Annotated in this window: 17 protein-coding genes and 4 pseudogenes; 19 read left to right on the top strand and 2 right to left on the bottom strand. The window is 66.6% G+C overall.

Annotation, left to right across the window (positions count from 1 at the left end):
• Window position 1: 1 nt before the first annotated feature.
• From ACH9D3_RS05175 to ACH9D3_RS05140, 8 genes are all read left to right on the top strand, one after another.
• Window positions 2–1,069 carry an ATP-binding cassette domain-containing protein gene (locus ACH9D3_RS05175; RefSeq protein WP_396410110.1) on the top strand — a complete coding sequence of 356 codons (1,068 nt, stop codon included), beginning with the start codon at window positions 2–4 and terminating at the stop codon, window positions 1,067–1,069.
• A 14-nt stretch (window positions 1,070–1,083) separates the two neighbouring features.
• A complete protein-coding gene (locus ACH9D3_RS05170; RefSeq protein ID WP_396410109.1) occupies window positions 1,084–2,187 on the top strand; it encodes an extracellular solute-binding protein in 1,104 nt (367 codons plus the stop codon).
• A gap of 144 nt (window positions 2,188–2,331) precedes the next feature.
• The gene (locus ACH9D3_RS05165; RefSeq protein WP_396410108.1) at window positions 2,332–4,668 is read left to right on the top strand and encodes a sulfatase-like hydrolase/transferase; all 2,337 of its coding nucleotides are present in this window, start codon (window positions 2,332–2,334) and stop codon (window positions 4,666–4,668) included.
• A gap of 265 nt (window positions 4,669–4,933) precedes the next feature.
• Complete coding sequence (locus ACH9D3_RS05160) at window positions 4,934–6,589, top strand: thiamine pyrophosphate-binding protein (RefSeq protein ID WP_396410107.1); 1,656 nt, start codon at window positions 4,934–4,936, stop codon at window positions 6,587–6,589.
• A gap of 85 nt (window positions 6,590–6,674) precedes the next feature.
• Window positions 6,675–8,156: an FAD-linked oxidase C-terminal domain-containing protein gene (locus tag ACH9D3_RS05155; RefSeq protein WP_396410106.1), complete on the top strand. Its 1,482-nt coding sequence runs from the start codon at window positions 6,675–6,677 to the stop codon at window positions 8,154–8,156.
• Window positions 8,157–8,559: 403 nt separating this feature from the next.
• Entirely contained in the window at window positions 8,560–9,006 is a 447-nt protein-coding gene (locus tag ACH9D3_RS05150) for a universal stress protein (protein WP_396410105.1), read from the top strand.
• Window positions 9,007–9,150: 144 nt separating this feature from the next.
• Entirely contained in the window at window positions 9,151–9,807 is a 657-nt protein-coding gene (locus tag ACH9D3_RS05145) for an aminotransferase class I/II-fold pyridoxal phosphate-dependent enzyme (RefSeq protein WP_396410104.1), read from the top strand.
• A gap of 171 nt (window positions 9,808–9,978) precedes the next feature.
• Window positions 9,979–10,464: an FBP domain-containing protein gene (locus tag ACH9D3_RS05140; RefSeq protein ID WP_396410103.1), complete on the top strand. Its 486-nt coding sequence runs from the start codon at window positions 9,979–9,981 to the stop codon at window positions 10,462–10,464.
• Between the two features lie 658 nt (window positions 10,465–11,122).
• Here the strand turns inward: ACH9D3_RS05140 and ACH9D3_RS05135 are convergent.
• Window positions 11,123–11,335 carry a hypothetical protein gene (locus ACH9D3_RS05135; RefSeq protein WP_396410102.1) on the bottom strand — a complete coding sequence of 71 codons (213 nt, stop codon included), beginning with the start codon at window positions 11,333–11,335 and terminating at the stop codon, window positions 11,123–11,125.
• Window positions 11,336–11,947: 612 nt separating this feature from the next.
• Here ACH9D3_RS05135 and ACH9D3_RS05130 point away from each other — a divergent pair.
• The 7 genes from ACH9D3_RS05130 to ACH9D3_RS05100 all read left to right on the top strand — a co-directional run bounded on the left by ACH9D3_RS05130 (window position 11,948) and on the right by ACH9D3_RS05100 (window position 18,666).
• Window positions 11,948–12,346 (top strand): hypothetical protein, encoded by a 399-nt coding sequence (locus ACH9D3_RS05130; RefSeq protein WP_396410101.1) that lies wholly within the window; start codon window positions 11,948–11,950, stop codon window positions 12,344–12,346.
• A 653-nt stretch (window positions 12,347–12,999) separates the two neighbouring features.
• A complete protein-coding gene (locus ACH9D3_RS05125; protein ID WP_396410100.1) occupies window positions 13,000–13,347 on the top strand; it encodes a hypothetical protein in 348 nt (115 codons plus the stop codon).
• Window positions 13,348–14,327: 980 nt separating this feature from the next.
• Complete coding sequence (locus ACH9D3_RS05120; RefSeq protein WP_396410099.1) at window positions 14,328–14,876, top strand: DUF805 domain-containing protein; 549 nt, start codon at window positions 14,328–14,330, stop codon at window positions 14,874–14,876.
• A 27-nt stretch (window positions 14,877–14,903) separates the two neighbouring features.
• Window positions 14,904–15,143: a hypothetical protein gene (locus ACH9D3_RS05115; protein ID WP_396410098.1), complete on the top strand. Its 240-nt coding sequence runs from the start codon at window positions 14,904–14,906 to the stop codon at window positions 15,141–15,143.
• 153 nt (window positions 15,144–15,296) lie between these two features.
• Entirely contained in the window at window positions 15,297–16,220 is a 924-nt protein-coding gene (locus ACH9D3_RS05110; protein ID WP_396410097.1) for a putative selenate ABC transporter substrate-binding protein, read from the top strand.
• A gap of 14 nt (window positions 16,221–16,234) precedes the next feature.
• Window positions 16,235–17,029, top strand: coding sequence for an ATP-binding cassette domain-containing protein (locus ACH9D3_RS05105; RefSeq protein WP_396410096.1), 795 nt, complete (start codon window positions 16,235–16,237; stop codon window positions 17,027–17,029).
• A complete protein-coding gene (locus tag ACH9D3_RS05100; RefSeq protein ID WP_396410095.1) occupies window positions 17,026–18,666 on the top strand; it encodes an ABC transporter permease subunit in 1,641 nt (546 codons plus the stop codon). Before ACH9D3_RS05105 ends, ACH9D3_RS05100 begins: the two co-directional genes overlap by 4 nt.
• A 320-nt stretch (window positions 18,667–18,986) precedes the next feature.
• On the opposite strand, the gene ACH9D3_RS05095 is transcribed toward ACH9D3_RS05100, so the two are convergent.
• A complete protein-coding gene (locus ACH9D3_RS05095; protein WP_396410094.1) occupies window positions 18,987–19,781 on the bottom strand; it encodes an MBL fold metallo-hydrolase in 795 nt (264 codons plus the stop codon).
• Between the two features lie 662 nt (window positions 19,782–20,443).
• On the opposite strand from ACH9D3_RS05095, the pseudogene ACH9D3_RS05090 reads away from it, so the two are divergent.
• The 4 pseudogenes from ACH9D3_RS05090 to ACH9D3_RS05075 form a co-directional block, all read left to right on the top strand.
• Window positions 20,444–20,578, top strand: a pseudogene (locus ACH9D3_RS05090) (transposase); the annotation flags it as partial.
• Window positions 20,579–21,035: 457 nt separating this feature from the next.
• Window positions 21,036–21,323: pseudogene (locus tag ACH9D3_RS05085) on the top strand (DDE-type integrase/transposase/recombinase); the annotation flags it as partial.
• 65 nt (window positions 21,324–21,388) lie between these two features.
• Window positions 21,389–22,829 (top strand): annotated as a pseudogene (locus tag ACH9D3_RS05080) (IS30 family transposase).
• A gap of 201 nt (window positions 22,830–23,030) precedes the next feature.
• Window positions 23,031–23,207 (top strand): annotated as a pseudogene (locus ACH9D3_RS05075) (IS3 family transposase); the annotation flags it as partial.
• Window positions 23,208–23,306: the final 99 nt, after the last annotated feature.

Genomic DNA, 23,306 nt, shown 5'->3' with positions numbered 1-23,306 from the left:
GTTGACGAAGAAGTACAACGACAACGTCGTGGTCGACGCGATCGATCTGGAGATCTCCGACGGCGGCTTCGTGACACTGCTGGGTCCCAGTGGTTGCGGCAAGACGACCACGTTGCGCTGCATCGCCGGGCTGGAGGATCCGGACGGCGGGCGGATCAGCATCGGGGACAAGACAGTCGTCGAGGGATCCCGGCGGGTTCCCCCGAACCGGCGCGACGCCGGCATGGTGTTCCAGAGCTACGCCCTATGGCCGCACATGACGGTGTACGGCAACGTCGCCTACCCCTTGAAGATGCGCAAGGCGAAGCCCGCGGACATCAAGTCCCGAGTTGCCGAAGCACTCGAGGTGGTCGGGCTGGGACATCTGGCCACCCGCTCCGTGGGCGCCCTCTCCGGGGGCCAGCAGCAACGCGTCGCGCTGGCCCGGGCCTTCGTGGCTCACCCGGCGCTGCTGCTCTTCGACGAGCCGCTGTCCAATCTGGATGCCAAGCTCCGCGGGACCATGCGGACGGAGCTGAAGGAACTGCACAAGCGCATCGGCACCACCTCGGTGTATGTCACCCACGACCAGGTGGAGGCATTGACGATGTCGGACCGGATCGCCGTGATGCACGGCGGCCACATCCAGCAGTTCGGAACGCCCGAGGAGATCTACGCCTATCCCGTCAACGCCTTCGTGGCGGACTTCCTGGGCTACGAGAACATCCTCAGTGGAAAGGTCGCCGGCGACGACAAGGGTCGCACCGTCGTCGACATCGAAGGGATCGGCCCCGTGGCCTGCGGCAAATCCCGATCAGCGGGCATCGGAACACCGGCCCAGATCGCCATTCGCGCCACCTCCGCGAAACTCTACGAGGCCGCCGTCGATCCAGGATTCGAGAACTCTTTCCTCGCATCCCGCGAAAGCGCCGTCTACCTCGGTGACCAGATCGAACACCTCGTCAACGCCGGCCCCCACAGCCTTCGGGTGCGCACCGGCACCGGCGGCCCCGCCCACACCTCCGGCGAGAACCAGGTGCGGGTGGAATTCCCGGCAGAATCCGTCGTCATGCTCGCCACCGAAAACTGATCAAGGAGATCCCCATGAAGAAGCACTCCATCACCGGTCTGGCGGGCGTGGCAGTCCTGCTGCTCACCGGCTGCGCGGACATGGCTGGCGACGTCGGCTCCAACGGCCCAGATCCGGAAGCCCTTGGCAGTCCCGAGGTACAGGAACAAATGGACCAGCTGTACCAGCAGGCCCAGGAGAGCAACGAAACCTCTGTGGTCACCTACGGCCCCACCGAGGAGAGCTACGTCCCGGCGTACGAGGTGTTCATGGAGCGTTACCCGGAGATCCAGGTCCAAAGCGAATACATTTTCGGCGCCGAGCTCGCGGCTCGCTTGGACCAAGAGTTCGCCAGCGGGAATCGTGTCGGCAGCATCCAGAACGGAGGTCCGGCACTGACCCAGCTCACCTACGGCGGCGACCGGTGCCAAGCGTACGAACCTTTCACTATTTCCGATGAGGACATCGGGGCGGACCAGGTCTCCGAGGACAACGAGTACCGTGCGCTCTCGATCTTCCCTTTCGGCATCGCCTACAACACGGACAAGGTCACCGAGGCGGAAGCCCCCCAGAGCTTCACCGAACTCACCGACCCGAAGTGGAAGGGACAGCTGCTCGTGACCGACCCGCACCGGGTCAACGGCTTCACCAACTCCCTGGCCGCCATGATCGACTCCGGCGAGTTCGACATGGCCTGGGTCGAGGGCATCGCCCAGAACGACCCGATGATCGCCAGCACCTCCGCGCTGTCCGCCCAGTCCATCGCCCGCGGAGAACGCGGCATCGACGTCATGGGCCAGTACAACCAGTACCAGCCGCTCATCGAGGACGGGCTGCCGATCGACTTCGTGTTCCCCACCGAGGACGCGGTACGGGCCGAGTACCACTACAGCTGCCTGCTCAAGGACAACCCCACTCCGGCCGCCACCGAGCTGCTCTACAACTGGCTCTACAGCGAGGAAGGCCAGAATGCCCTCGCGGAGGCCGGGGTCTACGGCGTGCGCCCGGGCAGCACCCCGCCGGAAGGCCTGCCGCCCCTCGAAGAGTTCGGCGACGAGATGCTCGGCAACGTACCGGTGCCGGAAGCGGCCTCCGCCGTCCAAGAGGTCATCACCCAGAACAGGACCATTTTCGACTAGTGAGGCCTCCGGCAGCCGCAGCCTTGCGGTTGCCGGAGACCCTCCGGAATAGGCCCACGGCACACCGATGCGGCCCCCGCTGACCGTTGGCGCTCAGTCACCGAATTCTCCGCACCCCGTACGACCACATCATTGAGGTGAACCATGCCCGGGGACATCCACAACGGCTCTTACCCCATCCGCGATTACGCAGGCTTCGACGGCGTGCTCGACGAGCTCGCCTCTCAGTCTGTGCCGTCCTGGCCTCGTCAGGCGCAGGCACGGCCCGGTGCTCCGAACGTGATCCTGATGCTGATGGACGACATGGGATTCAGTGACATCTCCCCGTTCGGCTCCGAGATCGACACTCCGACGCTCCAGGAGATAGCCGCCGAGGGATACCGGCTGAACAACTACCAGACACCGCCGATGTGCGCCCCGGCCAGAGCCGCCATCATGACCGGCATTAATCCTCACCGCGCGGGATTCTCCTTCGTACCGCACATGGACCCGGGATTCCCCAACTCCACCATGGAACTGCCCGGATACGCTCCGAGCCTGGCCGAGAACTTCCGTGCTGGGGGTTACGCCACGTTCATGGTGGGGAAGTGGCACATGACGGTCGAGTCGAAGATGCACGACGGCGCCGAGAAGAGCAGTTGGCCGCTCCAGCGCGGGTTCGACCGGTACTTCGGCTGCCTGGACGGTTTCACCTCCCTCTTCCACCCGCACCGACTCGTGCAGGACAACAGCCAGGTGGTGATCGATCAGTACCCAGAGGACTTCTATCTCACGGACGAACTGACCGACCGTGCCCTGGAGATGATCACGTCTCTGCGCGCAGCCGACCCCGCCAAACCCTTCTTCCTCTACTTCGCCCACCAGGCAGTCCACGGGCCGCTCCAGGCCAAGGCCGAGGACATGGAGAAGTACCGCGGCCGCTACGAAGCCGGCTGGGACCACGTCCGCTCCGAACGCTTCGCCCGGCAGATCGCCGACGGGCTGTTCCCGGACGGCACCCGGTGCGCCCCGCGCAACCGCGAGCCCGGCATGGAGGTCGTGCCGTGGGAGTCGCTGTCCGAGGAGCAGAAATACGTCTTCGCCCGGTACATGGAGGCCTACGCGGCGGCGGTGGACAACGTGGACCAGAACCTCAAGCGCCTCACGGACCATCTGAAGATGACGGGGGAGTACGACAACACCATCATCGTCTTCACTTCCGACAACGGCGGCACCGGCGAGGCCGGTCACACCGGCACCCGCAGCTACTTCAGCCGTTTCGGCGCGCAAAAGGTGCAACTGCCCCCGGAGTGGGACGCAGACGTCCCCCGGGACCCCGAGCTGATCGGGGGCCCACAGGCCTACGTGCACTACCCGCAAGGGTGGGCCTACGCATCCAACACCCCTTTCCGCCTCTACAAGACCCACACCTACGCCGGCGGAGTGCGAGTCCCTATGGTGCTCTCCTGGCCAGCCGGACTGCCCCGCCGCGGCGACGACGAGGGCGTGCGCCACCAGTCCGCCTACGCCACCGACCTGGGACCGACCTTGATGCGGCTCGCCGGCGTCACACCCCTGGCCGAACGCCACGGCGTCCCAGCCCCCGAGGTAGACGGCATACCCTTCGAGACCTGGCTGCACGACCGCCGGCAGACCTCGGAGCACACCGAACAGTACGTGGAACTGAACGGGCGCCGCGCCTTCCTCGACGGCCGGTGGAAGGCGATCGCCCCACAGGCCAACGGGCCTGGCTGGGAGGAGGACGCCTGGGAGCTCTACGATGTGCTGGCCGACCCGGCCGAGACCCGTGACCTCGCCCAGCAGCATCCGGACCGGGTGCGCGAGCTGGCCGAAAGGTGGAAGGCCGCCGCCTGGCACAACCAGGTCTTCCCGCTCAACGACGACGGCTCCTTCAACCGCACCCGCCCGTCTACCGAACTGCCCCTGGAAGAGCCCGTCACCCTGTACCCGGGAACCCCCACTCTGGAACGCTTCCGCTCCAGCAAGCTCACCAAGCTGCGCTCCTTCACCGTCGACATCAACCTCCTCCACCACCCTGGCGAGGAAGGCGTACTCGTGGCCCACGGCGACCAGGGCGGAGGCTACTCCGCCTACGTCGAGGACGGGGTCCTGACCTTGGCGTACAACCAGTACGGCCGGATGCTCCACACCCGGGTCCCCCTAGCAGCCGGGGAGCAGATGATCCGGTTGCGCTTCGAGGCCCTGCCCGACCTGAAATGGGACATCGCCGTGGAACTGCCCGACGGTGCCCGGGCGAACCTGGGGCCAGTGCTCCAGCTGACGGGCATGAGCCCCTTCACCGGCATCAGCGTCGGTCTGGACCGCGGCGGACCCGTGGACTGGGAGGTCTACCAGCGCCATGGGTGCTTCCCCTACACCGGCATCCTGCACTCGGTGCGCTACGTGCCCGGCCCCAAGGCTCCCTACAACCGGGAACGAATCATCGAGATCGAACGCGAGATCGCCCGGATCTACGAGTGAGGAGCCGTGCCGCATCCCATGAAGTGTCCCGTCGGATTCGCGTGTCCAATCCGGTTCCGTAGCGGTCCGGCCCTGGATCGACGACGCCCGGGAAACCAAGGTCGGGGGGCTGGGAGGACGCACTGGTCACCACAGGACAGCACATTCACCCGGTCGAACTGCTGTGGTCCGGGGATGCCTCACTCCTGTGCATTTTCCGGCAGATCCCGCCCTGGTCGCACCACACGCCCACACCAGACAGCACCTTTTAATCGTAGGAGCACCGATGACCACTGTTTCGACCCGCATTGTTGAGGCCTTGGCCCCGTACGTCGCCGAGGTGTTCGGCGTCATGGGCAACGGCAACGCCCACTTCCTCGACGCCGTCGAGGCCTCGGACCTGTCGTTCACCGCCGTGCGCCACGAAGCCGGCGCGGTCGCAGCAGCCGACGCTTACAGCCGGGTGTCCGGGCGCGTGGCGGTGGCCACGACGACCTACGGTGCCGGGTTCACGAATGCGATCACACCTCTGACAGAGGCGCGCCAGGCGCGCATTCCCCTGGTCATGGTCACCGGCGAGGCTCCCACCACCGGGGCACGTCCCTGGGACGTCGACCAACCCGGTATCGGGGCCGACGTCGGAGTGGACACCTTCGTGGTCGATGCCCGGCAACCAGGACTGATCAGTATCAAAGCCTTGGAGCGCGCCGTCCAGCACCGCCAGCCGGTGGTGCTGGCTATCCCCTACGACCTCGCAGCGGCGGACGCCGACGAGGAGTCCTGGCCCGAGCCGGTCCTGCAGGCACCCACGTTGCAGCCGTCGAGGTCCGACCTGGAACGTGTCGCCGCGGCACTGAACACTGCCCGGCGCCCCCTGCTGCTGGCCGGGCGTGGAGCTCGGGTGGCCGGGGCGGACCCCGCCATCGAACGACTCTCGGATCAGCTCGGCGCCCTGTCGGCCACCACGGTCGCCGCACGGAACCTGCTGAACGATGCCGGTCACCTCGGCATCGCCGGGGGTTTCGGAACCGACGCGGGGGCCAAGTTGATGGCCGAGGCCGACGTCGTGGTCGTGTTCGGGGCCGGGCTGAACCAGTTCACCACCCGCTTCGGGCACCTCTTCGGCCAGGAGTCCACCGTCATCCAGATCGACCTCGCCGACAAGGCCACTCACCCCCGGGTCGACCACCACCTGCGCGCGGACGCGAGATTGGTGGCCGAGCGGTTGTCCGAGCGGGTGCCCGCTCGGAGGGACGACCGCTGGCGCGACGCGGCCGCCGGCCGTGTCCGTCGGTGGGCAGACACGGAGCCCGGAGATCCGCTGGCCCCGGACGGGCGTCTGGACCCCCGCTCTCTGTCCGTCGCCCTCAACCGGGCCATCCCGGCGAACCGGGTGGTCGTCCAGGACGGCGGGCACTTCAGCGGCTGGGCGCCGATGTACTGGGACATCCCCGGTCCCCATGCTCTGAACCTGGTGGGCACCGCCTACCAGACCATCGGCCTGGGGCTGCCGGCAGCCGTCGGTGCCGGCCGGGCTGCTCCTGAGTCCACGGTCGTGCTGACGACTGGCGACGGCGGGATGCTGATGTCGCTGGCCGACCTCGAGACGGTCGTGCGCAGCGTGGCCAGCGGCATCATCGTCGTTTTCAACGACGCCGCTTACGGGGCCGAGGTCCACCAGTACGGCTCCATCGGGCTCGCCCCCGCACCCATGCTCATCCCCGACGTTGACTTCGCCGGCATGGCTGCTGCCCTGGGCGCCCACGCCGTCACAGTGCGCACCCTCGAGGATCTGCACGCCCTGAATGCTTGGGTCGGCACCGGTGCCCAGGGTGTGCTCGTCCTGGACTGCAAGATCTCCAAGGACGTCATCGCCCCCTACATGACAGAGATCCTCGACGTGGCGAAGCGTTCCCGCGCCACTCCCTCAACCACCCGCTGACCGACATGAGCACGTCTTCCCCCACCACCCCAATACGCAGGGCAAGGACAGCCACCAGGCCTTGGCCCGACGCCAGGAGAGATCAATGATGAGCACGACAGAGCACGACCACGACCAGCCGGTCGACGGGCTCTCCAACCATGGCCAGGCGGTGACCGGCTCGTCCGACCAGAACCGGCCTGTCGACGGGCGTCCCGGCCACCTCCAGGCGGCTTCGCCGGAAGTTGTCGCCGAGCTCGTGTTCGAGCTCGGCGACGTGGTCAGCCTCGACCCCGCTGTGTTGACCGAGCACAGCCGGGACACCTCCCGAGCCGAGCCGGCGGGACTGCCAGCCGCGGTCGTCCAGGCACGCTCTACCGCGGACGTACAGGCCGCGCTGCGCTGGGCCACCACCCACCGGGTGCCCGTGTCGGTGCGCGGAGCCGGCACCGGCGTCAGCGGCGGCGCCCTGGCCTACCCCGGGGGCCTGGTGATCTCGATGCACGCCATGAATCGCCTGCTCGAGATCGACGCCGCCAACCGGATCGCCGAGGTCGACCCCGGCATCATCATCGAGCAACTCGACCAGGCAGCCGCAGAGCACGGACTGATGTACGCACCGGACCCGGTCAGCTACCAGATCGCCACCATCGGCGGCACCGTGGCTACCAACGCCGGGGGGCTGCGCTGCCTGGCCCACGGGGTCACCCGCGACGCCATCGCCGGACTCGAGGTGGTCCTGGCCGACGGGAGGATCATCCGCACCGGCTCACGGACCCGCAAGAACAGCACCGGCTACGACCTCACCGGCCTGTTCATCGGCTCCGAAGGCACCCTCGGGGTGGTCACCAAGGTCATCGCCCGGCTCAAGCCCCGGCCGACCGGGGACCCGGTCACCTTCCAGGCACAGTTCCCGACGATGGCCTCGGCCGGAACGGCGGTGGCGGCGATCATGGCCTTGCCGACCACTCCCGAGCTGCTGGAGCTCATGGACCGCAACTGCATCGACATCGTCCAGCGACACTTCCCCTCCGCCGTCGCACCCGGTGGGGCCGCCCTGTTGGTGGGCCAGACCATCGGCCCCGACGCCCACCCGCAGGCCGAGACGATCGTCTCTACCTGCCGCGCCGCCGGTGCCCTGCTCGCTGAGGCCGGCGACGGGGCGGAGCTGCTGGCCACCCGGCGTATGGTCAACCCCGCCCTCAACGCGGCGGGCCTGGCCCTGTCCTGCGACGTGGCCGTCCCACCCAGTCGGTTGGCCCAAATGTTCGAGCGCATCGAGACGATCTCCACCCGGACCGGGTATCCGGTGAACACCTGCGCCCACGCCGGGGACGGCAACATGCATCCGGCCGTCCTTGCCGGCGATGACTCCGTCGAGGAGATCGACGCGGCCGAGCACGTGCTCACCCTGATCACCGAGGCGGCCCTGGAAATGGGGGGTGTCATCTCCGGGGAGCACGGCATCGGCTCGCTGAAAACCGGGATGCTCGCGCAGCAGTTCGACCCCGACACCCTGGCCCTGCAGCACGAGCTGAAAGCCTTTTTCGATCCCGCCGGCATCCTCAGCCCCGGCCGCGCCATCTGACCAGAACCGACCCCCTTGGTGCCACTTCACCCCGGGATGCACGGTAGGTGGCCGCCATCATTGGAGCCGTTCGGAAGCGAGGTGAACATCGTCGGATCTTGTGCGCAGGGACTCGGATGCCGATCGCCCGGGCTCATGCCCCGGTACATCGATCGCCACCCACGACGACACCACCGGCCTCCCAGCTGGTGAGCACGGCGGGACCGGCGGTGGGGCACCCGCGAGACCTTGTGGCAACGCGCTGGGTTCTCGATCCACTCGATGCTCGACGTGCCGCAGTGGGTTCCTGCTCATGGATCCCCTGTGCATGTGCCGACGCCTGCCATCTGTCAGCGGGAGCCGGAGGCCGGATCTGTGAAAAGAAATTCACAACCCTGAGATCTATTAGCGAGGAGAAGTAGTTGTGGCTGAAGGAATCGTTGTTGTCGGTGTCGACAACACTGGAAGAGCCCAACGCGCCGCCGAAGTCGCGGCCCAGGTCGCCCGTGCGCTGGGACATGTGCTGCACATCGTTACGGCATACCAACAGGATCGGATCGACGTATACGGCAGCGGGAGCGACCAGCTAATTGTCTCCGAAGCGGCCGACGCCGAATCAGTCGCCCGCCGCGTGTCGGAAAAGCTCGGAGATGAACATCAGGAGGTGAAGTATTTCTCCGTTCGCGGAACTCCAGCCAAAGCCCTAATCACACACGCCGAAATGCACGGTGCAAGTCTCATAGTGGTGGGCAACAAGGGTGTGCAGGGAATCGGTCGGGTGCTGGGCAGCATCGCCAGTAGCGTTGCCCACTCGGCTCCGTGCGACGTGTACATCGTCAAGACGAACGAGACGGCAGTCGAGCCGCAGTAATGTGAATCGGCGTGTTCTCACGGGCATCGACAGATGAAGCCGGGCAGCATTCGTCTTCCCCGGCCTACGGCCGTCGACTCCCCGGGGCGGTGCCGGTGGAATTGCCTCGACGCCGAGGCCCGCCACGACCGGGTGGCCATGGCCGTGGCCACCAAGGAGAAGACGCGATTGATCCTTGCCTGCAACCCCAACCACCCCACCGGGGCCATCGTCAGCAGCCAGCAGATGGAGGCCTTCATGCAGAAGGCTCTCGCCCGCGTGCTGATCGTCATCGACGAGACCTACCTGCACTTCAACACCTCGGCGACGACCGCCGTCGGTAGCGACTTCTTCCGTCGCTTCCCTAACGTCGCCGTGCTGCACACCCTTTCGAAGGCCTATGGGCTGGCAGGGCTGCGCCTGGGCTATGCCATCGCGCGGGCGGACGCGGTGGTGAACCTGCGCAAGGTCGCCGTCCCGTTCCCGGTGACCAACTTCATCTGGGCAGCCACCGGAGAGGACACCTCCCGGATCGCTTCAGCCTTGAAAGCGCCGGGCATCACCGTCCGCGCCTTTCCGCAAGAGGGCATGCGGATCTTCTATCGGCACGGTCGAGGCCAACCAGGCCGTCGTCGAGGCCGTCCAGAAGGCCCGTCCTCAGGAGGTCGTTGCATGACCAGGCGACAGAGGTCCTCGACCGGGCTGATATCCGTCCTCACCACCGTTCAGCGGACGGTGATGGTGCCGGGCCGAACGATCGGCGCATGCCTGTGCGTGGGTCCGGCGCCGCTGTCGCCATCACGGGACCGGCCGTGCAGGTAACCTGCCTCCTCGCCGACCTGCTCGTGGTCCTGCTCATGACCATGCGTGCCGAGACGGTCGCCGCGACTCCGGTTCCGGGGGCGTTTTCAACGTTGGCTGGCCGCCGACCCACCGCGGCTGGCCGGTGACATCCCGTCCCGGCGCACCGACTGCTTTCCCGAAAGGCTACTGATGCACTCGCTGACCGACCAACAGATCCGTACCTGCTTCATCAACTGCTCCCGACTGGAGGCTGCTGACCTGCCCCTGCCTGCTGACTTGGACCAGACGGACTGGGACCGGAAGGACTACCTGGGCTGGCGCGATCCCCGATCCCCCCGCCGACGGGGCTTTGTCGTCATCCCGACCCCACACGGACCGGTGGGCGTCGTCCTGTACGCCGCCAAGCCTCCTACGCGGTCGGCGAAGTGCGCGTGGTGCCGAGACGGCCAGTTGTCCCACCCCGCGGTGATATACGTGGCTCAGCGTGTCGGCCAAGCCGGGCACTGGGGCTCCACCGTGGGAACGCGGATCTGTGAGAACTTCCAGTGTTCAGCCAACGTCCGTCAGCCGCCCCTCTGCCCACCGGAGGGCACCGAAATCGCCGATGCCGTCGCCGAACGCATTGCCGAGCTGCAACGCCGGGCGCAGGGTTTCCTGGTGTCGGTGAACAGCTGAGCACGGGCCGGACCCCCGCCCCAGTTGCTCCGCCTGCTTTTGCGCCGACCCTGGGAGGATGAGACCTACTGAGTGTCCACTTCCGACCACGGGCCAGTGTTGGTCTATGGGCTCTCGCTACGTCCCTCCGGGCCGGCCTACGAGCAAGGCAACCCGATTGACCTGACCTCTGGCTTGCCTACAAGTCAGGCAGAGCCGAGGTCCGAGGGGACTGCCGTACGATCAGGTGACACCCTGACCTGACCTATCGGGGCGGCAGTCCCTGGGGGCTCACCACTGGGCTTGCTTGGCTCTTGGGATTGCTCGGACGATTTGACAGCTTCGCCTTGGGGGCTTGGACCATAGGCACGGGCATGGCCACGGTTGTCTTCTACCAGGACCGCAGGAAATCCCCGGCGCAGTCACAGGTCGGAGATTCTTGTGGTTCACTCGAGCGAGACAGTCGATGCGAGACAGAGCTCAGTGAGGGACCCATTGCAGTTGGGGTTGCTCTGCGACCGCGGCGCCTGAAGCGTAGCTTCAGGCCTACCCTGCGTATCGACGAGTCAATTGGGTAGATCACCGGGGTAGTTGGCCGCGGGGAACAGGTGAGCAGGGCTCAGAGCCCGAATCAACGCTCTGCCGCCCGTCACGCGTCGGGTGGTTTAAAGCCACCCCCTCATTTTCGGCGGCTTCTTCGGTACACGCCGATGAAGCCCACAATCCCTACCGCGAGACCTGGCACGGCAATAGTGAGACCGATGCCTGTTACCGCATCGCGGGCCAACATCAGGACGAGCACCGTTAGACCGATAATGAAGGCTCCGATGGAGTTGAGGAGCAGGAAGGGGTGCTCGGGGTCATTCATCAGCGGGTGCTCAGGATCATCCATCGACGGTATCCCCTCCGTGGCCAGGCAAGTGGTCGGATCAGCAGAGCATGTGAAGTTGCAGAAGGAAACAGGGGTGGAGGGCGAGGTCTAGAACTTTCCGCACTGCTGGGAGGCAACAACGCCCTCAGAGCCAAGTACCTCAGTGCGTGTCGATCGGGATTGGGAACTGCTCCCGGTTCGCTTGACTCCTTGACCTACCGCGTTGCAGCTGGGGTTGATGTCCGCAGGGCCAGGTTCAGAGCAATACCCGCCTGCCGTACGAGCCGGCGGAAGCTGCATCTGGGTGGACAACGCGGACCGGCAACGCCTCGCGAGCACGACAGGGCGTCCCGCCAGCGGAAATGGGGACATGATGAAAGTCGATCTTCTTCTTACTGGTCGGTACGGTTGGGGTATCACGCAAGGTGCTCAGTCGGGGGGCTGAGCCGTTCCAGACCGGTCGAATGGCCGCCGTCTTGGCGGCAGAAGAGCTGGGGCCTTGGGCTCCGTCGTCAGGGGGGCGACGCTTCTGGCGCCAGAGCGGCGGCTCCATACGGCACCCATGAGACTCCCTCTGGTCTGTGGCAGCACGAGGACCACTCGCAGGTAGCTGTCCCGGTGGAGGAGGCTCGCATGAACGATGTCCACCTTGCCGGGGCGCACTCCAGTTGGGCCACTCCGGTCATGGATCCGTTGTCCCGGGCGGCGGCCTTCGCGGCGCTGCGCCCGGCCCTGGATGCCCTGATCCACCAAGCTGGCGCCGACTTCCGGCTGAGCCCGGAGGCCCGTCGAGTGCTGCGCGCGGTGGCCCGCACCCGTCCCGAGCACGCGCTGGCCCTGGCCGAGCTCGCCGCCCGCGCCAGCACTGCCAAGGCCCGGGTTCCTGTCGCGTTGACCGAGCTGGACGCCCATGGTTATCTCGCCCAGCTGGCACGCATCGCCCCGCACCTGAGCGCAGCACTGCCCTCGCATGCCCCTTTTACCCCTGCAGCGGCCCCTACGGTCGAACCCATCGACGGAGACACCGCCTGAACTGACTCGTCCATGGTCCGGCCTCCGCGCAGCGACCTCACGCCGGATCCGGCGGGTCTGATGCACTGAGGGTTGCCTATGTGCGGTGCCTTATCGAGTCGTGGCCGGTCGGCGCCGAAGTGGGGACCACTAGTTGTGTGCAGATGCACATACAATGAGTTCAGATGTCGACGTGCTGATTTTTCGATGCTCCGCCCACAATGACCGGACGACAGGGAAAACTGTGCCCAGTCCAAAGCTCCGTTTTATCCAGATCGCCAAGGCCGCAATTGCCGTCATTGTGGTAATCACTTTGACGAACGCCCTCATTACAGGCTCGACGCGCGCGTGGTGGGCAACTCTTAGTGCTTCCTGCAGCCTGGTCGTTGGCTTGATCGGTTGGTGGCAAGTGAAGAATGAGCAGAAACGACAAAACCGCGACTAAATATGTTGAAAGCCCTGCCCGAGAGCGTGGCGTAGAGCGCGCTAGGGTGTGGGCGCTACTCCCGGAGCCGCTGGAAAGAATTTGCGGTTTCTCCGGCCCACGATAAGGGATCGAGCAGAGTTGAGCCAGCGTGGGAGGATACGACTACCCACGCCAAGAGCGGTAGCCGACTAGCAGAACGGAACAAACGCAGATGTCATCGAATGGGCTAGTCCGCTGGATATTCGGTGTGGTCGGTGTTCTGCTCATCGTGTTCACGGTCATCGACTTTCCAGAATTCGCTTGGTCGCTCGTCCCCATTGCCTTCATCATCCTGACTCTGCTCTTCGCCCTGCCGGGGCTAAACCTCACCTGGGGACCGAGATCGCCGAAGACTCAACGGATTATTTACACAGCAGTCTTCGTGATGGGAGCGATCCTTGCCGTGCTCCTCCCCGAAGTCATCAAGGGAGAGGGCGTGTCCTGGTCCGTCCTCCCCGTCACGGCGATCGCTGCCGCGATCATCGGAGCCATCAGCTGGTACACCCACCGACCCCAGGAACAAGAGTCCGAGGACAGCGGAAGAGAGATTCGCTGACGCTGGTACTACCCGGTCTGTCCAAGCGGACACGGGTCCGTACGGGGGAACAATACACAGGGTGTCGAGTACCAGTCGGTGCAGTGGAGGTTGCCGCGGCGCACTACTTGTTCATGGTATGGGGCGTCATGCGATGAAGAATCCGATGATCCCAGCGACTGAACAAAAAGCGGCGACGATGAACACGACAACTCGGGTGGACTGTAGGTCCTTGGTTACCGCGCGATCGTCGGCACCCCTGGGCCCGAAGGACTGCGAGTAGTTGGCCATCTGGCGGTGCCACAAGTTATCCGAACCAGCGCTGTACCAGCGAGGACAGCCCCGATGCCCCATAGCAAGAAGATGATTCTTGACTCGGTCACACCCGCTGGGTCGGAGTAGATCCACACCACTGCGATGAGCGCAATCACCAACATCATCAAGGCCGTCAGGGTCATTGGTCGCGGCATCTGGAGTCCTCGTTCGTTCGCAGTGTTCTGTCGTCTGAGCTTGTGTCTATCAGCCGACAGAGGGAGCTGCCAGAGACATATTTGCGGTTGCGATCATGCATCCGAGTCGAGTGGTCCCGGTGGCTGGGCGACTGCCTCCCCGTGCTGCTCCCGGGACAAGTGCTTGTGCCGCATGGGATGGTTTACATGGGCGAAGGACGGCTGAGCGGGATCGCCGGGGTCAGACAGACGTTGCACCAAGGGTTGCCTTTCGGTGGGCCGTCGGTGTGGAGTGAACCCGCCGTGCTGGAGCGCATCGTCGAACTGGTCCCCTCCTACGACTAGGGCCACTCGAGTGATGTGCTGCCCGGACGTCCGGAACACCTGCTCGTGCCGAGGCTGAGGACGGGGCTACTGAGGAACGGCATCTGCGCAGTGGCCGGCCAGACCGCCACCGGACCGCGTCCGGGTAGCACCGTAGTGGGGACCACAGTCGGTGTGCATTTGCACATACGATGCGGTGAGACGTCGAGTTCCGTCAGGAGAGCCACGATGAACACCCCGGATCCGAACTACCCGCGTCCCGAGACACAACCTCAGCAAGGCTATGGTCAGATGCCGGCATACACCGGCAACCAAGAGGCTGATGGCCGAGCCCAGGCAGGTTCCGGCGGTTACCACCAGCAGAACCTGCACCACCCCGGTGCTCAGCCCGGGGCGCCTGTCGGCTTCGGCGAGGCGATCAAGCGCTTCTACTCCAAGTACGCCCAGTTCTCCGGCCGCGCCAGCCGCTCCGAATACTGGTGGGTGTTCATCTACCTGGCCATCATCTCCACGGTCATCAGCATCCTCGGTGTGACGGTCGGGACCCACGCGAGCGGGCAGCCCAATGGGATCGGAGACGCGCTCTCCGTGCTGGAATTGATCTTCGCCGCGGCCCACATCATCCCCAACCTCGCCCTCGGTGCGCGTCGCCTGCATGACACCAATCGCTCCGGGTGGTTCCAGCTGATCGCCCTGATCCCGTTCTTGGGTGTGATCGTCCTGCTCATGCTCTTCGCCCTGTCCCCGAAACGAGAAGGCGCACGTTTCGACCGGTGAACGCACTTGTCAGATGGGACCCAAAGCATGAGCAGTGGTGATAGCGAGAAGAGGGTCATCGGAGATCCACCCAATTACTCGACCCTGATGCGCGTGGCGACGGTGGCCGCGATCATCGGAGCCATCGGTCTCGGCTTCACCTCAGCGTTCTCAGGCGCACCGGAATGGTTGGCGCTGACCATGATGGCTTTCTACTTTGTGGGCTTCCTTCCGTCCTACATGTATCTGGGAGCCCTCGTGAAGGAGAACAAACGCAAGGGTGTGTAGGGCGGACGCACCTCGGCCGTGGGGTGTTGCTGTTGCTCCTGAGAACCGTCCGGTGGCCGCGGAGACCCCCCGGGTGCGCCCGCGGGGACGTATGCTCCCCAGCCCACCCCAATCGCCACGGGGCGGGCTGGGGAGGGCCGTTAGGATGCGGTCATGTCGATGGTGAGGCGTTCTCGTTCTCTGTCAGCCGGGGTGATCGGTGTGGCCGTGGTCCTGATCGCGGCCGGCTGTGGTGGTCCCGCCGGTGTCGAAGAGGGGTCCGGTCCGTTGCGGATCAGTGCGATCCCGGACGTGGATCCTTCCGATCTGGCGGAGCGGGAGGAGGCGATGGAGGCGTACCTGGCCGAGGAGCTCGACGTGGAGGTGGAGTACGTGCCGGTCAGTGACTACGCGGCGTCGGTGAGCCTGTTCGGCACCGGGGATCTGGATCTGGTCTTCTACGGGGGGCTGACCGGGGTGCAGGCCAGGTTGCGCACCGAGGGGGCGAGTGTGCTGGCCCAGCGAGACATCGACGAACGCTTCCGCAGCGTCTTCATCGCCCACCGCGATGCCAGTCTGGAGCCGATCGAGGACGTCGCCGGCCTGTCGGTCCTGGAGGGCTCCCGCTTCACCTTCGGCAGCGAGTCCTCCACCTCGGGGCGGTTGATGCCGGCGTATTTCCTCGATCAGGCCGGTATCGACCCGGAGGCCGATTTCGCCGGGGCGCCGGGCTTCTCGGGCTCGCACGATCTGACGATCGACTTGGTGCAGGCGGGCAGTTATGAGGTAGGGGCGGTGAACGAGCAGGTCTGGCATGCGCGCACCGAGGCCGGAACGGTGGACACCGACACGGTGCAGGAGATCTTCACGACCCCGGAATACGCCGACTATCACTGGGTCGGTGCCCCCGGCGTGGACGAGCGCTTCGGGGCCGGGTTCACCGATCGGCTGCGGCAGGCGTTGCTGGACCTGGACGGATCGGATGCCGGGGAGGCGGGGTTGCTGGAGAAGTACGGGGCGGAGACGATCATCCCGGCCGAGCCGGCCGATTACGACCGGATCGAAGAGATCGCCCGCACCCTCAACCTGATCCGATGAGCAGTGATTGATCCGTGATACCACCGGGGGAGCTCGGCCGGGACGATGCTGGGGTCGCCTTGCGGTTGCAGGCGGTGAGTGTGGCTCATGGGGACCGTCTGGCCCTGGATGGCGTCGACCTGTCTGTGCGTCGGGGTGAGCGGGTGGCCCTGGTCGGTCCCAGCGGGGCGGGCAAGTCCACCTTGCTGGGACTCGCCAATGGCACGGTGACGCCCACCGGGGGCCGTGTCGAGGTTCTCGGTGTCGACCCGGCGGCGGTCTCGTCCGGTGCACTGCGGGCGCTACGGGGCAGGATCGGTTCGGTGCACCAGCAGCTGAACCTGGTTGGGCCCTTGCGGGTGGTGCACAACGTCAACGCCGGGCGGCTCGGGACCTGGAGCCGGCTACGGGCGCTGCGTTCTCTGGTCCGTCCGCTCCAGGTCGACGAGGCGAGAGCCGCGCTGGAGCGGGTGGGGATCGCCTCGCACCTGCACGCGCGCACCGACCGGCTCTCCGGGGGTGAGCAGCAGCGCGTCGCCCTGGCCCGGGTCCTGGTTCAGGACCCGGAGCTGGTGCTGGCCGATGAACCGGTCGCCAGCCTGGACCCAGCCCGGGCCGAGGAGGTGATGAGCCTGCTCTGCGGGCTGCTGGATGAGCAGGCCGGTGAACGGCGCACCCTGGTGGTGAGCCTGCACGACTTCGACCTGGCCGTGCGCCACTGCGATCGGGTGGTGGGCCTGCGCCAGGGCCGGGTGATTCTCGACGTTGCTGTTGATCAGGTGGGCGAGGGCGCCCGCGAACGGATCTACGACCTGACCCCGGACCCATGAGGCCCAGCGACGTCGCCGGTCTGACCCGGCTGGAGGTCCCCGGTGGTACCGGGGACCGGAGCGGCCGGTGGCGGTTGCCCGGCGGTGGGCGGGGGTGGGCCGGCCTGTGGGTGCTGGCGGTGGTGTGGTCGGTGGGCGGCTGGCTGACTGCCGAGGGCCCGGTCCTCAACGTCTGGGGGTGGCCGCGGTTCGCCGGGTTCGTCTCCGCCGCGCTGTCCCCGGAGCTGTCGGCTCAGTTCCTGGTCCGGACCGGGGGAGCGGCGCTGAGCACGCTCTCCTACGCGGTGCTGGGCACCGTGCTCGCGGTCGTCGTGGGGCTCATGGTCGGGGTGCTGATCTCGGAGACCTGGTGGGGCACCGGCCCGGGGACTCGGACCCGCCCGGCGGTTCGCCGGGCCGGCTGGTTGCTCACCCGGCTCGGGCTGGCGGTGCCGCGGGGCATCCACGAGGCCATCTGGGCGCTGCTGCTGCTCAGCGTGCTGGGACGGGACCCGCTGGTGGGGGTGCTGGCGATCGCGATCCCTTTCGGGGCCATCACGGCCAAGGTCTACGCGGAGATCATCGACGAGTCGGCCCGCGGACCCTACGATGCGCTGCGCGCGAGCGGGTCCCGGCGCGGAGTCGCGTTGCTGTACGCGGTGCTGCCGATCGCATGGCCGGAGCTGGTGTCCTACGCCTTCTACCGGTTCGAGTGCGCGGTCCGCTCCGCGGTTATCCTCGGCATGGTCGGTGCCGGGGGCCTGGGCTTCGAGCTGGTCCTGAGCTTCTCCGGGTCCCGGCACGCCGAGGTGTGGACGCTGATCTACACCATCGTGCTGATCGGAGCCGTGGTCGACCGGTGGGGCGCCGGGCTCCGGCGCGCCACCAGCGCCCGGCGTTCCGGAGTCTCTGCGGTGGTGGCCCTGGGGCTGGTGGTCGCCGCCGTGGTGCACCTGGGCGGCGACCTGTCCCGGGTGCTCTCGCTCCGGACCGCTGGCCTGCTCACCGGTCTGATGGCAGAGATGGTGCCGCCGAGAATACCCGAGGGCGGATGGTCCCGCCTGCTGGAGGCATCGCTGCTCACGCTGCAGATGTCCCTGGTGGCCGGCACGGTGGCCGCGGTGGCCGCGGTGGCCGTGGCGTTCGTGGCCGCCCGCGGCGGAACCACCCCGGGACGCCGAGCCGCCGGGACGGTGGCGCGCTGGCTGCTGCTGGTGACCCGGTCGCTGCCACCCCCGGTCTGGGCGCTATTAGCGTTGTTCCTGTTCTTGCCCGGCCCGCTGCCGGGGGCACTGGCCCTGGGCGTGTACAACTTCGGCATCCTGGGCCGGCTCTGCGCCGAGGTCGTGGAGAACCTCGACCGCCGTGCCCACGACCACCTCGTGGCCACCGGGGCGCCACCGGTGAGCTCGTTTGGGTACGCCATCATCCCCCAGGCCGGCGGGCGCTTCTTCGCCTACGGGCTCTACCGCTGGGAAGTCGCCATGCGCGAGACGGTCGTCGTCGGGATCGTCGGAGCCGGTGGACTCGGGCGGCTGCTGGAAGACCAGCGGGTCGCCTTCGACCTCGACGCCATGGCCGGCACCGTCCTGGCGCTCATCGTGCTCTCAGCCCTCGTCGACATGATCAGCACCGCAATCCGCCGCACCCTGCGCTGACCCAGCAGCCCAGGACCTGGACCACCTGGCCGTGGGGGCACCACACGGTACGACATCGCCAACACTGCCCCGGCGCGGGCCACGATCAGACCGCTGAACGGGCAGGGAGTCGCCAGAAGGTATACCTGATGCCTCATGCAGCCTTGCTGCCGTCGTTCGGGACTGATGCTCTCCTCCCGCTTTACGTATGGCGGGTTAGCGGCCGTCCCTTGCAGGGAGTCCCGGGAGGCGGCGTTCGCCGCATGGTCGCGCTGGTCGCCGTTCATGAGGTTTATGCAGCAGGCCTGGGCATTCTGGGTCGTGAACCTGCCGGTTTGGGTTCAGGTCCGGTGGTCGTGGTCCCCGCGGACCCACGCCACGTGCCGGGCGGCGGAGCGTGCCACTGCGTCCCGAGCCCCGGCGTCGATGGTGCCCCCGGTGTTGCTGTAGAGCCGGTCGAACTCCAGGGCCGTGGCGGCCGCCGCGATCCGCTGCACCACGGCCGCCGAGAGCGGGTACAGATTGACGTAGCTGCGCATGAACGCCACCGTCCGCCCGTCCGGGTTGACGAAAAGTGTGTCGCCGGCCAGCAGCGCGCCGCGGCCCTGGGCCCCGGCCTCCCACTGCACCATAGCGCTGCCGGGAAAGTGCCCACCCACGGTGTGCAACCTCACCCCGGGCAGCAACTGCCGCTGCCCGGACCAAGAGTTGATCGCCGGATCCTGACGTTGCACCCATTGGCGGTCGGCCTCGGCCACCAATACCGGAACCCCGCCCAGGGCGCGGGACCATTCAACCTGCACCCCGTACATGTGCGGGTGGCTGGCGATGATGAAGGCGGCCCCGCCCAACTCTTGCACCCGCTCGATCCCGGCCGGGTCGAGGAAGCCGGTCGGATCCCACAGCAGGTTCCCGGCCGGAGTGCGCAACAACAGGGCACGCTGGCCGATCCCGAAACGGGGAACGACACGGATGCCGTACAGGTCCGGCTCGAGCCGCTCGATCCGGGTTTCATGGCCCGCGCTGCGCAGCTCTTCCAGAGTCGTCCACCGCGGGCCGTGGAGCACCTTGTCCTCTCGGTCGTCCGCGCAGATTTCGCAGCCCTGGGGCGGTTGGGCCGTCAGAGCATGCTCCACACCACACGATCGGCAAATCCACACAGGCACAGCTTCTCCTCCTACGGTGCGGCATTGGCCACAGCGTACAAACACCAGGCGACCACACCACCGAAGGGACTGTCGCACGAATCATGTGACATCTGTTCTGGCTTGCCCGCGGGGCGGGCACAGCCGAGGTCCGAGGGTGCGGCTGTGCAGTCGCTGGTCGGCCCGTTGACAGTAGGTGCACGACAGGCCTGGACTCCATGACTTTATGTGGGGCCGATTAGCGGTTGGCCTCGGGGGACTCTGTCCGGAAGAGCATGCTGATGGGGGAGGCAGGGAATGCACCCGGACTTCTAGCCTCGAGGTTCACAGATCTCAAGACTCCAGGGTCCGCGACTCCAGGGTCCGCGCGAAGAAACTAGACGCTGACATCGCCGGCTGGGAACGCTGTCTCTCCAGATGTGGGGCGGGTGGTGTTGGTGCCAGGAAACCGCTGACGCGCTTACGCCGGTGCCTCGGGTGTACAGCTTCCTGGTGCGGGCTTGGGGTTGGCGACAGAACCGGAGGAGCGGCCGTGGTAGCAGGTACGACAGTGAGGGCCGCGATGACGGAAGCGCTGGTGCACATTTGACCTGTTCCCGCTTTTCCGGACACCGATCGTGAGGCAATGATGTCTTCACGGCAAGGAGTCTGGGATGCCAGCACCGAAGCCGCCGGAGTTTCGCCAGAGAGCTGTGCAACTGACCCGTCTGCGGGAGAAGCCGATCGCTGAGATCGCCAAGGACCTGGGGATCAGTGAGTCCTGCCTGCGCCGGTGGGTGTCTCAGGCCGACGTGGATGACGGCCACGAAGAGGGTCTCACGACGGACGGGGGGGGGAGGAACTGGTGCGGCTGCGCCGGCGGAATCGGGTCCAAGCCATGGAGATCGAGATCCTCAATCGGGCCTCGGCGTACTTCGCGCGGGAGAACGTGCTCCCAAAATCGGGTTCCGGCTGGTCCACGAGCTCGCCGCCGAGGGGTGCCCTGTGGCGGTGACCAGCTTCGATCCTGTGCGTCTCCCGCTCCGGTTACTACGAGTTACTACGAGTGGGCAGGCCACAAAACCCTTCAGCACGTGATGTCGAGGACGCCTGCCTGCTGGAGAGACTTCGGGCTATTCACGTCACCTCACTCCAGACCTATGGGGTGCGGCGTTGCCGTGCCGTGCCGAGCTGCGGCTGGGGTTGGGCGTGGCGATGTCGCACAAGCGGGTTGCGAGCCTGATGCGTCTGGACGGGTTGTAGGGCGTGCACCGGCGTCGGTGGCGCCACGGCAGCCGTCGGGATCCGGCGGTCTTTGATGACCACGTGCAGCGGAGGTTCGCGGCGGACCGGCCGGACCGGTTGTGGGTCACCGACATCACCCAACATCGAGCCAGCGATGGATGGGTCTACTGCGCGGCGGTCATCGATGTGCACTCCCGGCGGTGCGTGGGCTGGGCGATCGCCGACCACCTGCGCACCGAGCTCGTCGTGGACGCCCCGGACATGGCCCGGTGGCAGCGCAAACCCGCCGGAACCGTGGTCCACAGTGACCGCGGGGCTCAAGGCGGATTCAACCGGTCGTCGCAACACCTTCCTGGAATCGGAGGTGTTCGACGATGGCGACGGCGGATTGGAGCAAGAAGACCGGCGATGTGCCCGAGGGCGCGCGTCGGCAGTGGCGCGCAGATCGGGCGCTGCGGCCGCAGATGCGCTCACCCGGGCGACCCGATCCCTCACGGGGCGGTGCAGCGCCAGTTCTGGAGATTGATCGCCACGGGCGTCACGACCGTCGAGGCGTCGTTGGCGGTCGGTGTGTCGTGGCCGGTCGGAACTCGCTGGTTTCGCCACGCTGGCGGCATGCCGCCGATCTCATTGGCTGAACCCACCGGGCGCTACTTGTCCTTCGAGGAACGCGAGGAGATCGCGCTGCTGCGCGCCAGACAGGTTGGCGTGCGTGAGATCGCGCGCAGGATCGGGCGTGACCCCTCGACGATCTCTCGCGAGCTGCGCCGCAACGCGGCTACGCGGGGCGGGAAGGCGAAGTACCGGGCGCTGGTGGCGCAGTGGAAGGCTCAGCAGGCGGCGAAGCGCCCGAAGAGCGCGAAGCTGGCGACCGATGACAGGTTGCGGGAGTACGTGCAGGAGCGTTTGGCCGGCACCGTCCGCAGGCCCGACGGCGCGGTCGTCGTCGGGCCGCAGCCGCCGGTATGGAAGGGGCTGAACAAGCCGCACCGGCAGGACCGGCGGTGGGCGATCGCGTGGAGTCCGGAGCAGATCTCGCATCGGTTGAAGCTCGACTTCCCGGATGATGAATCCATGCGCGTCAGCCACGAGGCGATCTACCAGGCGCTGTTCATCCAGGGCCGTGGCGCGCTCGAACGCGAGCTCGTCACCTGCCTGCGAACAGGCCGCGCACTTCGACAGCCACGAGCTCGAGCGCAGAATCGACCCGCAGGGCATGTCACCGCGGATGTCGTGTTCTCGCAGCGTCCCGCTGAAGCTGCGGACCGCGCTGTTCCCGGCCACTGGGAGGGGGATCTGATCATCGGCACCGGTCGGTCAGCGATCGGCACGCTCGTGGAACGCAAGAGCCGCTCGACCCTGCTGGTGCACCTTCCCCGCTCGGAGGGCTGGGGCGAGGCCCCGCCGGTCAAAAACGGTCCCGCGCTGGGTGGATACGGCGCCGCTGCGATGAATGCCGCGCTCATCGCGTCGATGACCAAGCTCCCCGAGCAACTTCGCAAGACGCTCACCTGGGACCGCGGCAAGGAGCTCTCCGGCCACGCCCAGTTCGCGCTCGAAACGGGCACGAAGGTGTTCTTCGCAGACCCGCACTCGCCCTGGCAGCGCCCAACGAACGAGAACACCAACGGGCTGCTGCGCCAGTACTTCCCCAAAGGCACGGACCTCTCACGCTGGTCCGCCGAAGACCTCGAAGCAGTCGCCTTTGCTCTCAACAACAGACCCCGAAAGAGCCTCGACTGGAAGACTCCCGCGGAGGTCTTCGAGGAGCAGCTACGCTCTGTTCACCAACCCGGTGTTGCAACGACCGGTTGAACCCAGGCAATACACGTCTTGGCTCTTCGGCACCCGACTGCGCGAGGCCGGCCTGATGGGCTCGATGGGAACAGTCGCCTGCGCTTACGACAACTCCCTCATGGAGATGCTCCTATGGGTGTCAAGAGGGCATCGGAGACGCCTCAAGGACCCGGAACAGGTGGCGGGCGTAGTAGCGCTTGAGACAGTGCGTTTTTCGGGTCTATGCAGGTCGAGCTGCTCGACCGCCGCAGCTGGGCGACTCGCGCCGAGCTCGCGATGGCGATCTTCGAGTGGATCGAGGCCTGTTACAACCCGCGTCGCCGTCACTCCGGGATCGGCTATCTCTCGCCCGTCGACTACGAAACCCTGTTCACCACCGCCGCGCCCGCGGCATGATCATGCAACAACACCTGTCCGGGAAAGCGGGAACAGGTCATTCTGCGAAAAATCTCCATCTCACGGGCATGAACGCGGGCGGCCACCGTGAGGTGGCCG

Origin of the sequence: Kocuria kalidii (assembly GCF_044462225.1) — a bacterium.
In the GTDB taxonomy this organism is placed as follows: Bacteria; Actinomycetota; Actinomycetes; order Actinomycetales; family Micrococcaceae; genus Kocuria; species Kocuria kalidii.
The sequence above is the reverse complement of the archived record's forward strand: the minus strand, read 5'-3'. Positions and strand labels throughout refer to the sequence as shown.

Excerpts from the sequence above, each read along its gene's own strand:
- ACH9D3_RS05155 (WP_396410106.1), top strand. The coding sequence starts at position 6,675 with ATGATGAGCACGACAGAGCACGACCACGACCAGCCGGTCGACGGGCTC.
- ACH9D3_RS05170 (WP_396410109.1), top strand. The coding sequence starts at position 1,084 with ATGAAGAAGCACTCCATCACCGGTCTGGCGGGCGTGGCAGTCCTGCTG.
- ACH9D3_RS05130 (WP_396410101.1), top strand. The coding sequence starts at position 11,948 with ATGAACGATGTCCACCTTGCCGGGGCGCACTCCAGTTGGGCCACTCCG.
- ACH9D3_RS05110 (WP_396410097.1), top strand. The coding sequence starts at position 15,297 with ATGTCGATGGTGAGGCGTTCTCGTTCTCTGTCAGCCGGGGTGATCGGT.
- ACH9D3_RS05160 (WP_396410107.1), top strand. The coding sequence starts at position 4,934 with ATGACCACTGTTTCGACCCGCATTGTTGAGGCCTTGGCCCCGTACGTC.
- ACH9D3_RS05140 (WP_396410103.1), top strand. The coding sequence starts at position 9,979 with ATGCACTCGCTGACCGACCAACAGATCCGTACCTGCTTCATCAACTGC.
- ACH9D3_RS05100 (WP_396410095.1), top strand. The coding sequence starts at position 17,026 with ATGAGGCCCAGCGACGTCGCCGGTCTGACCCGGCTGGAGGTCCCCGGT.
- ACH9D3_RS05115 (WP_396410098.1), top strand. The coding sequence starts at position 14,904 with ATGAGCAGTGGTGATAGCGAGAAGAGGGTCATCGGAGATCCACCCAAT.
- ACH9D3_RS05135 (WP_396410102.1), bottom strand. The coding sequence starts at position 11,335 with ATGGATGATCCTGAGCACCCGCTGATGAATGACCCCGAGCACCCCTTC.
- ACH9D3_RS05120 (WP_396410099.1), top strand. The coding sequence starts at position 14,328 with ATGAACACCCCGGATCCGAACTACCCGCGTCCCGAGACACAACCTCAG.
- ACH9D3_RS05165 (WP_396410108.1), top strand. The coding sequence starts at position 2,332 with ATGCCCGGGGACATCCACAACGGCTCTTACCCCATCCGCGATTACGCA.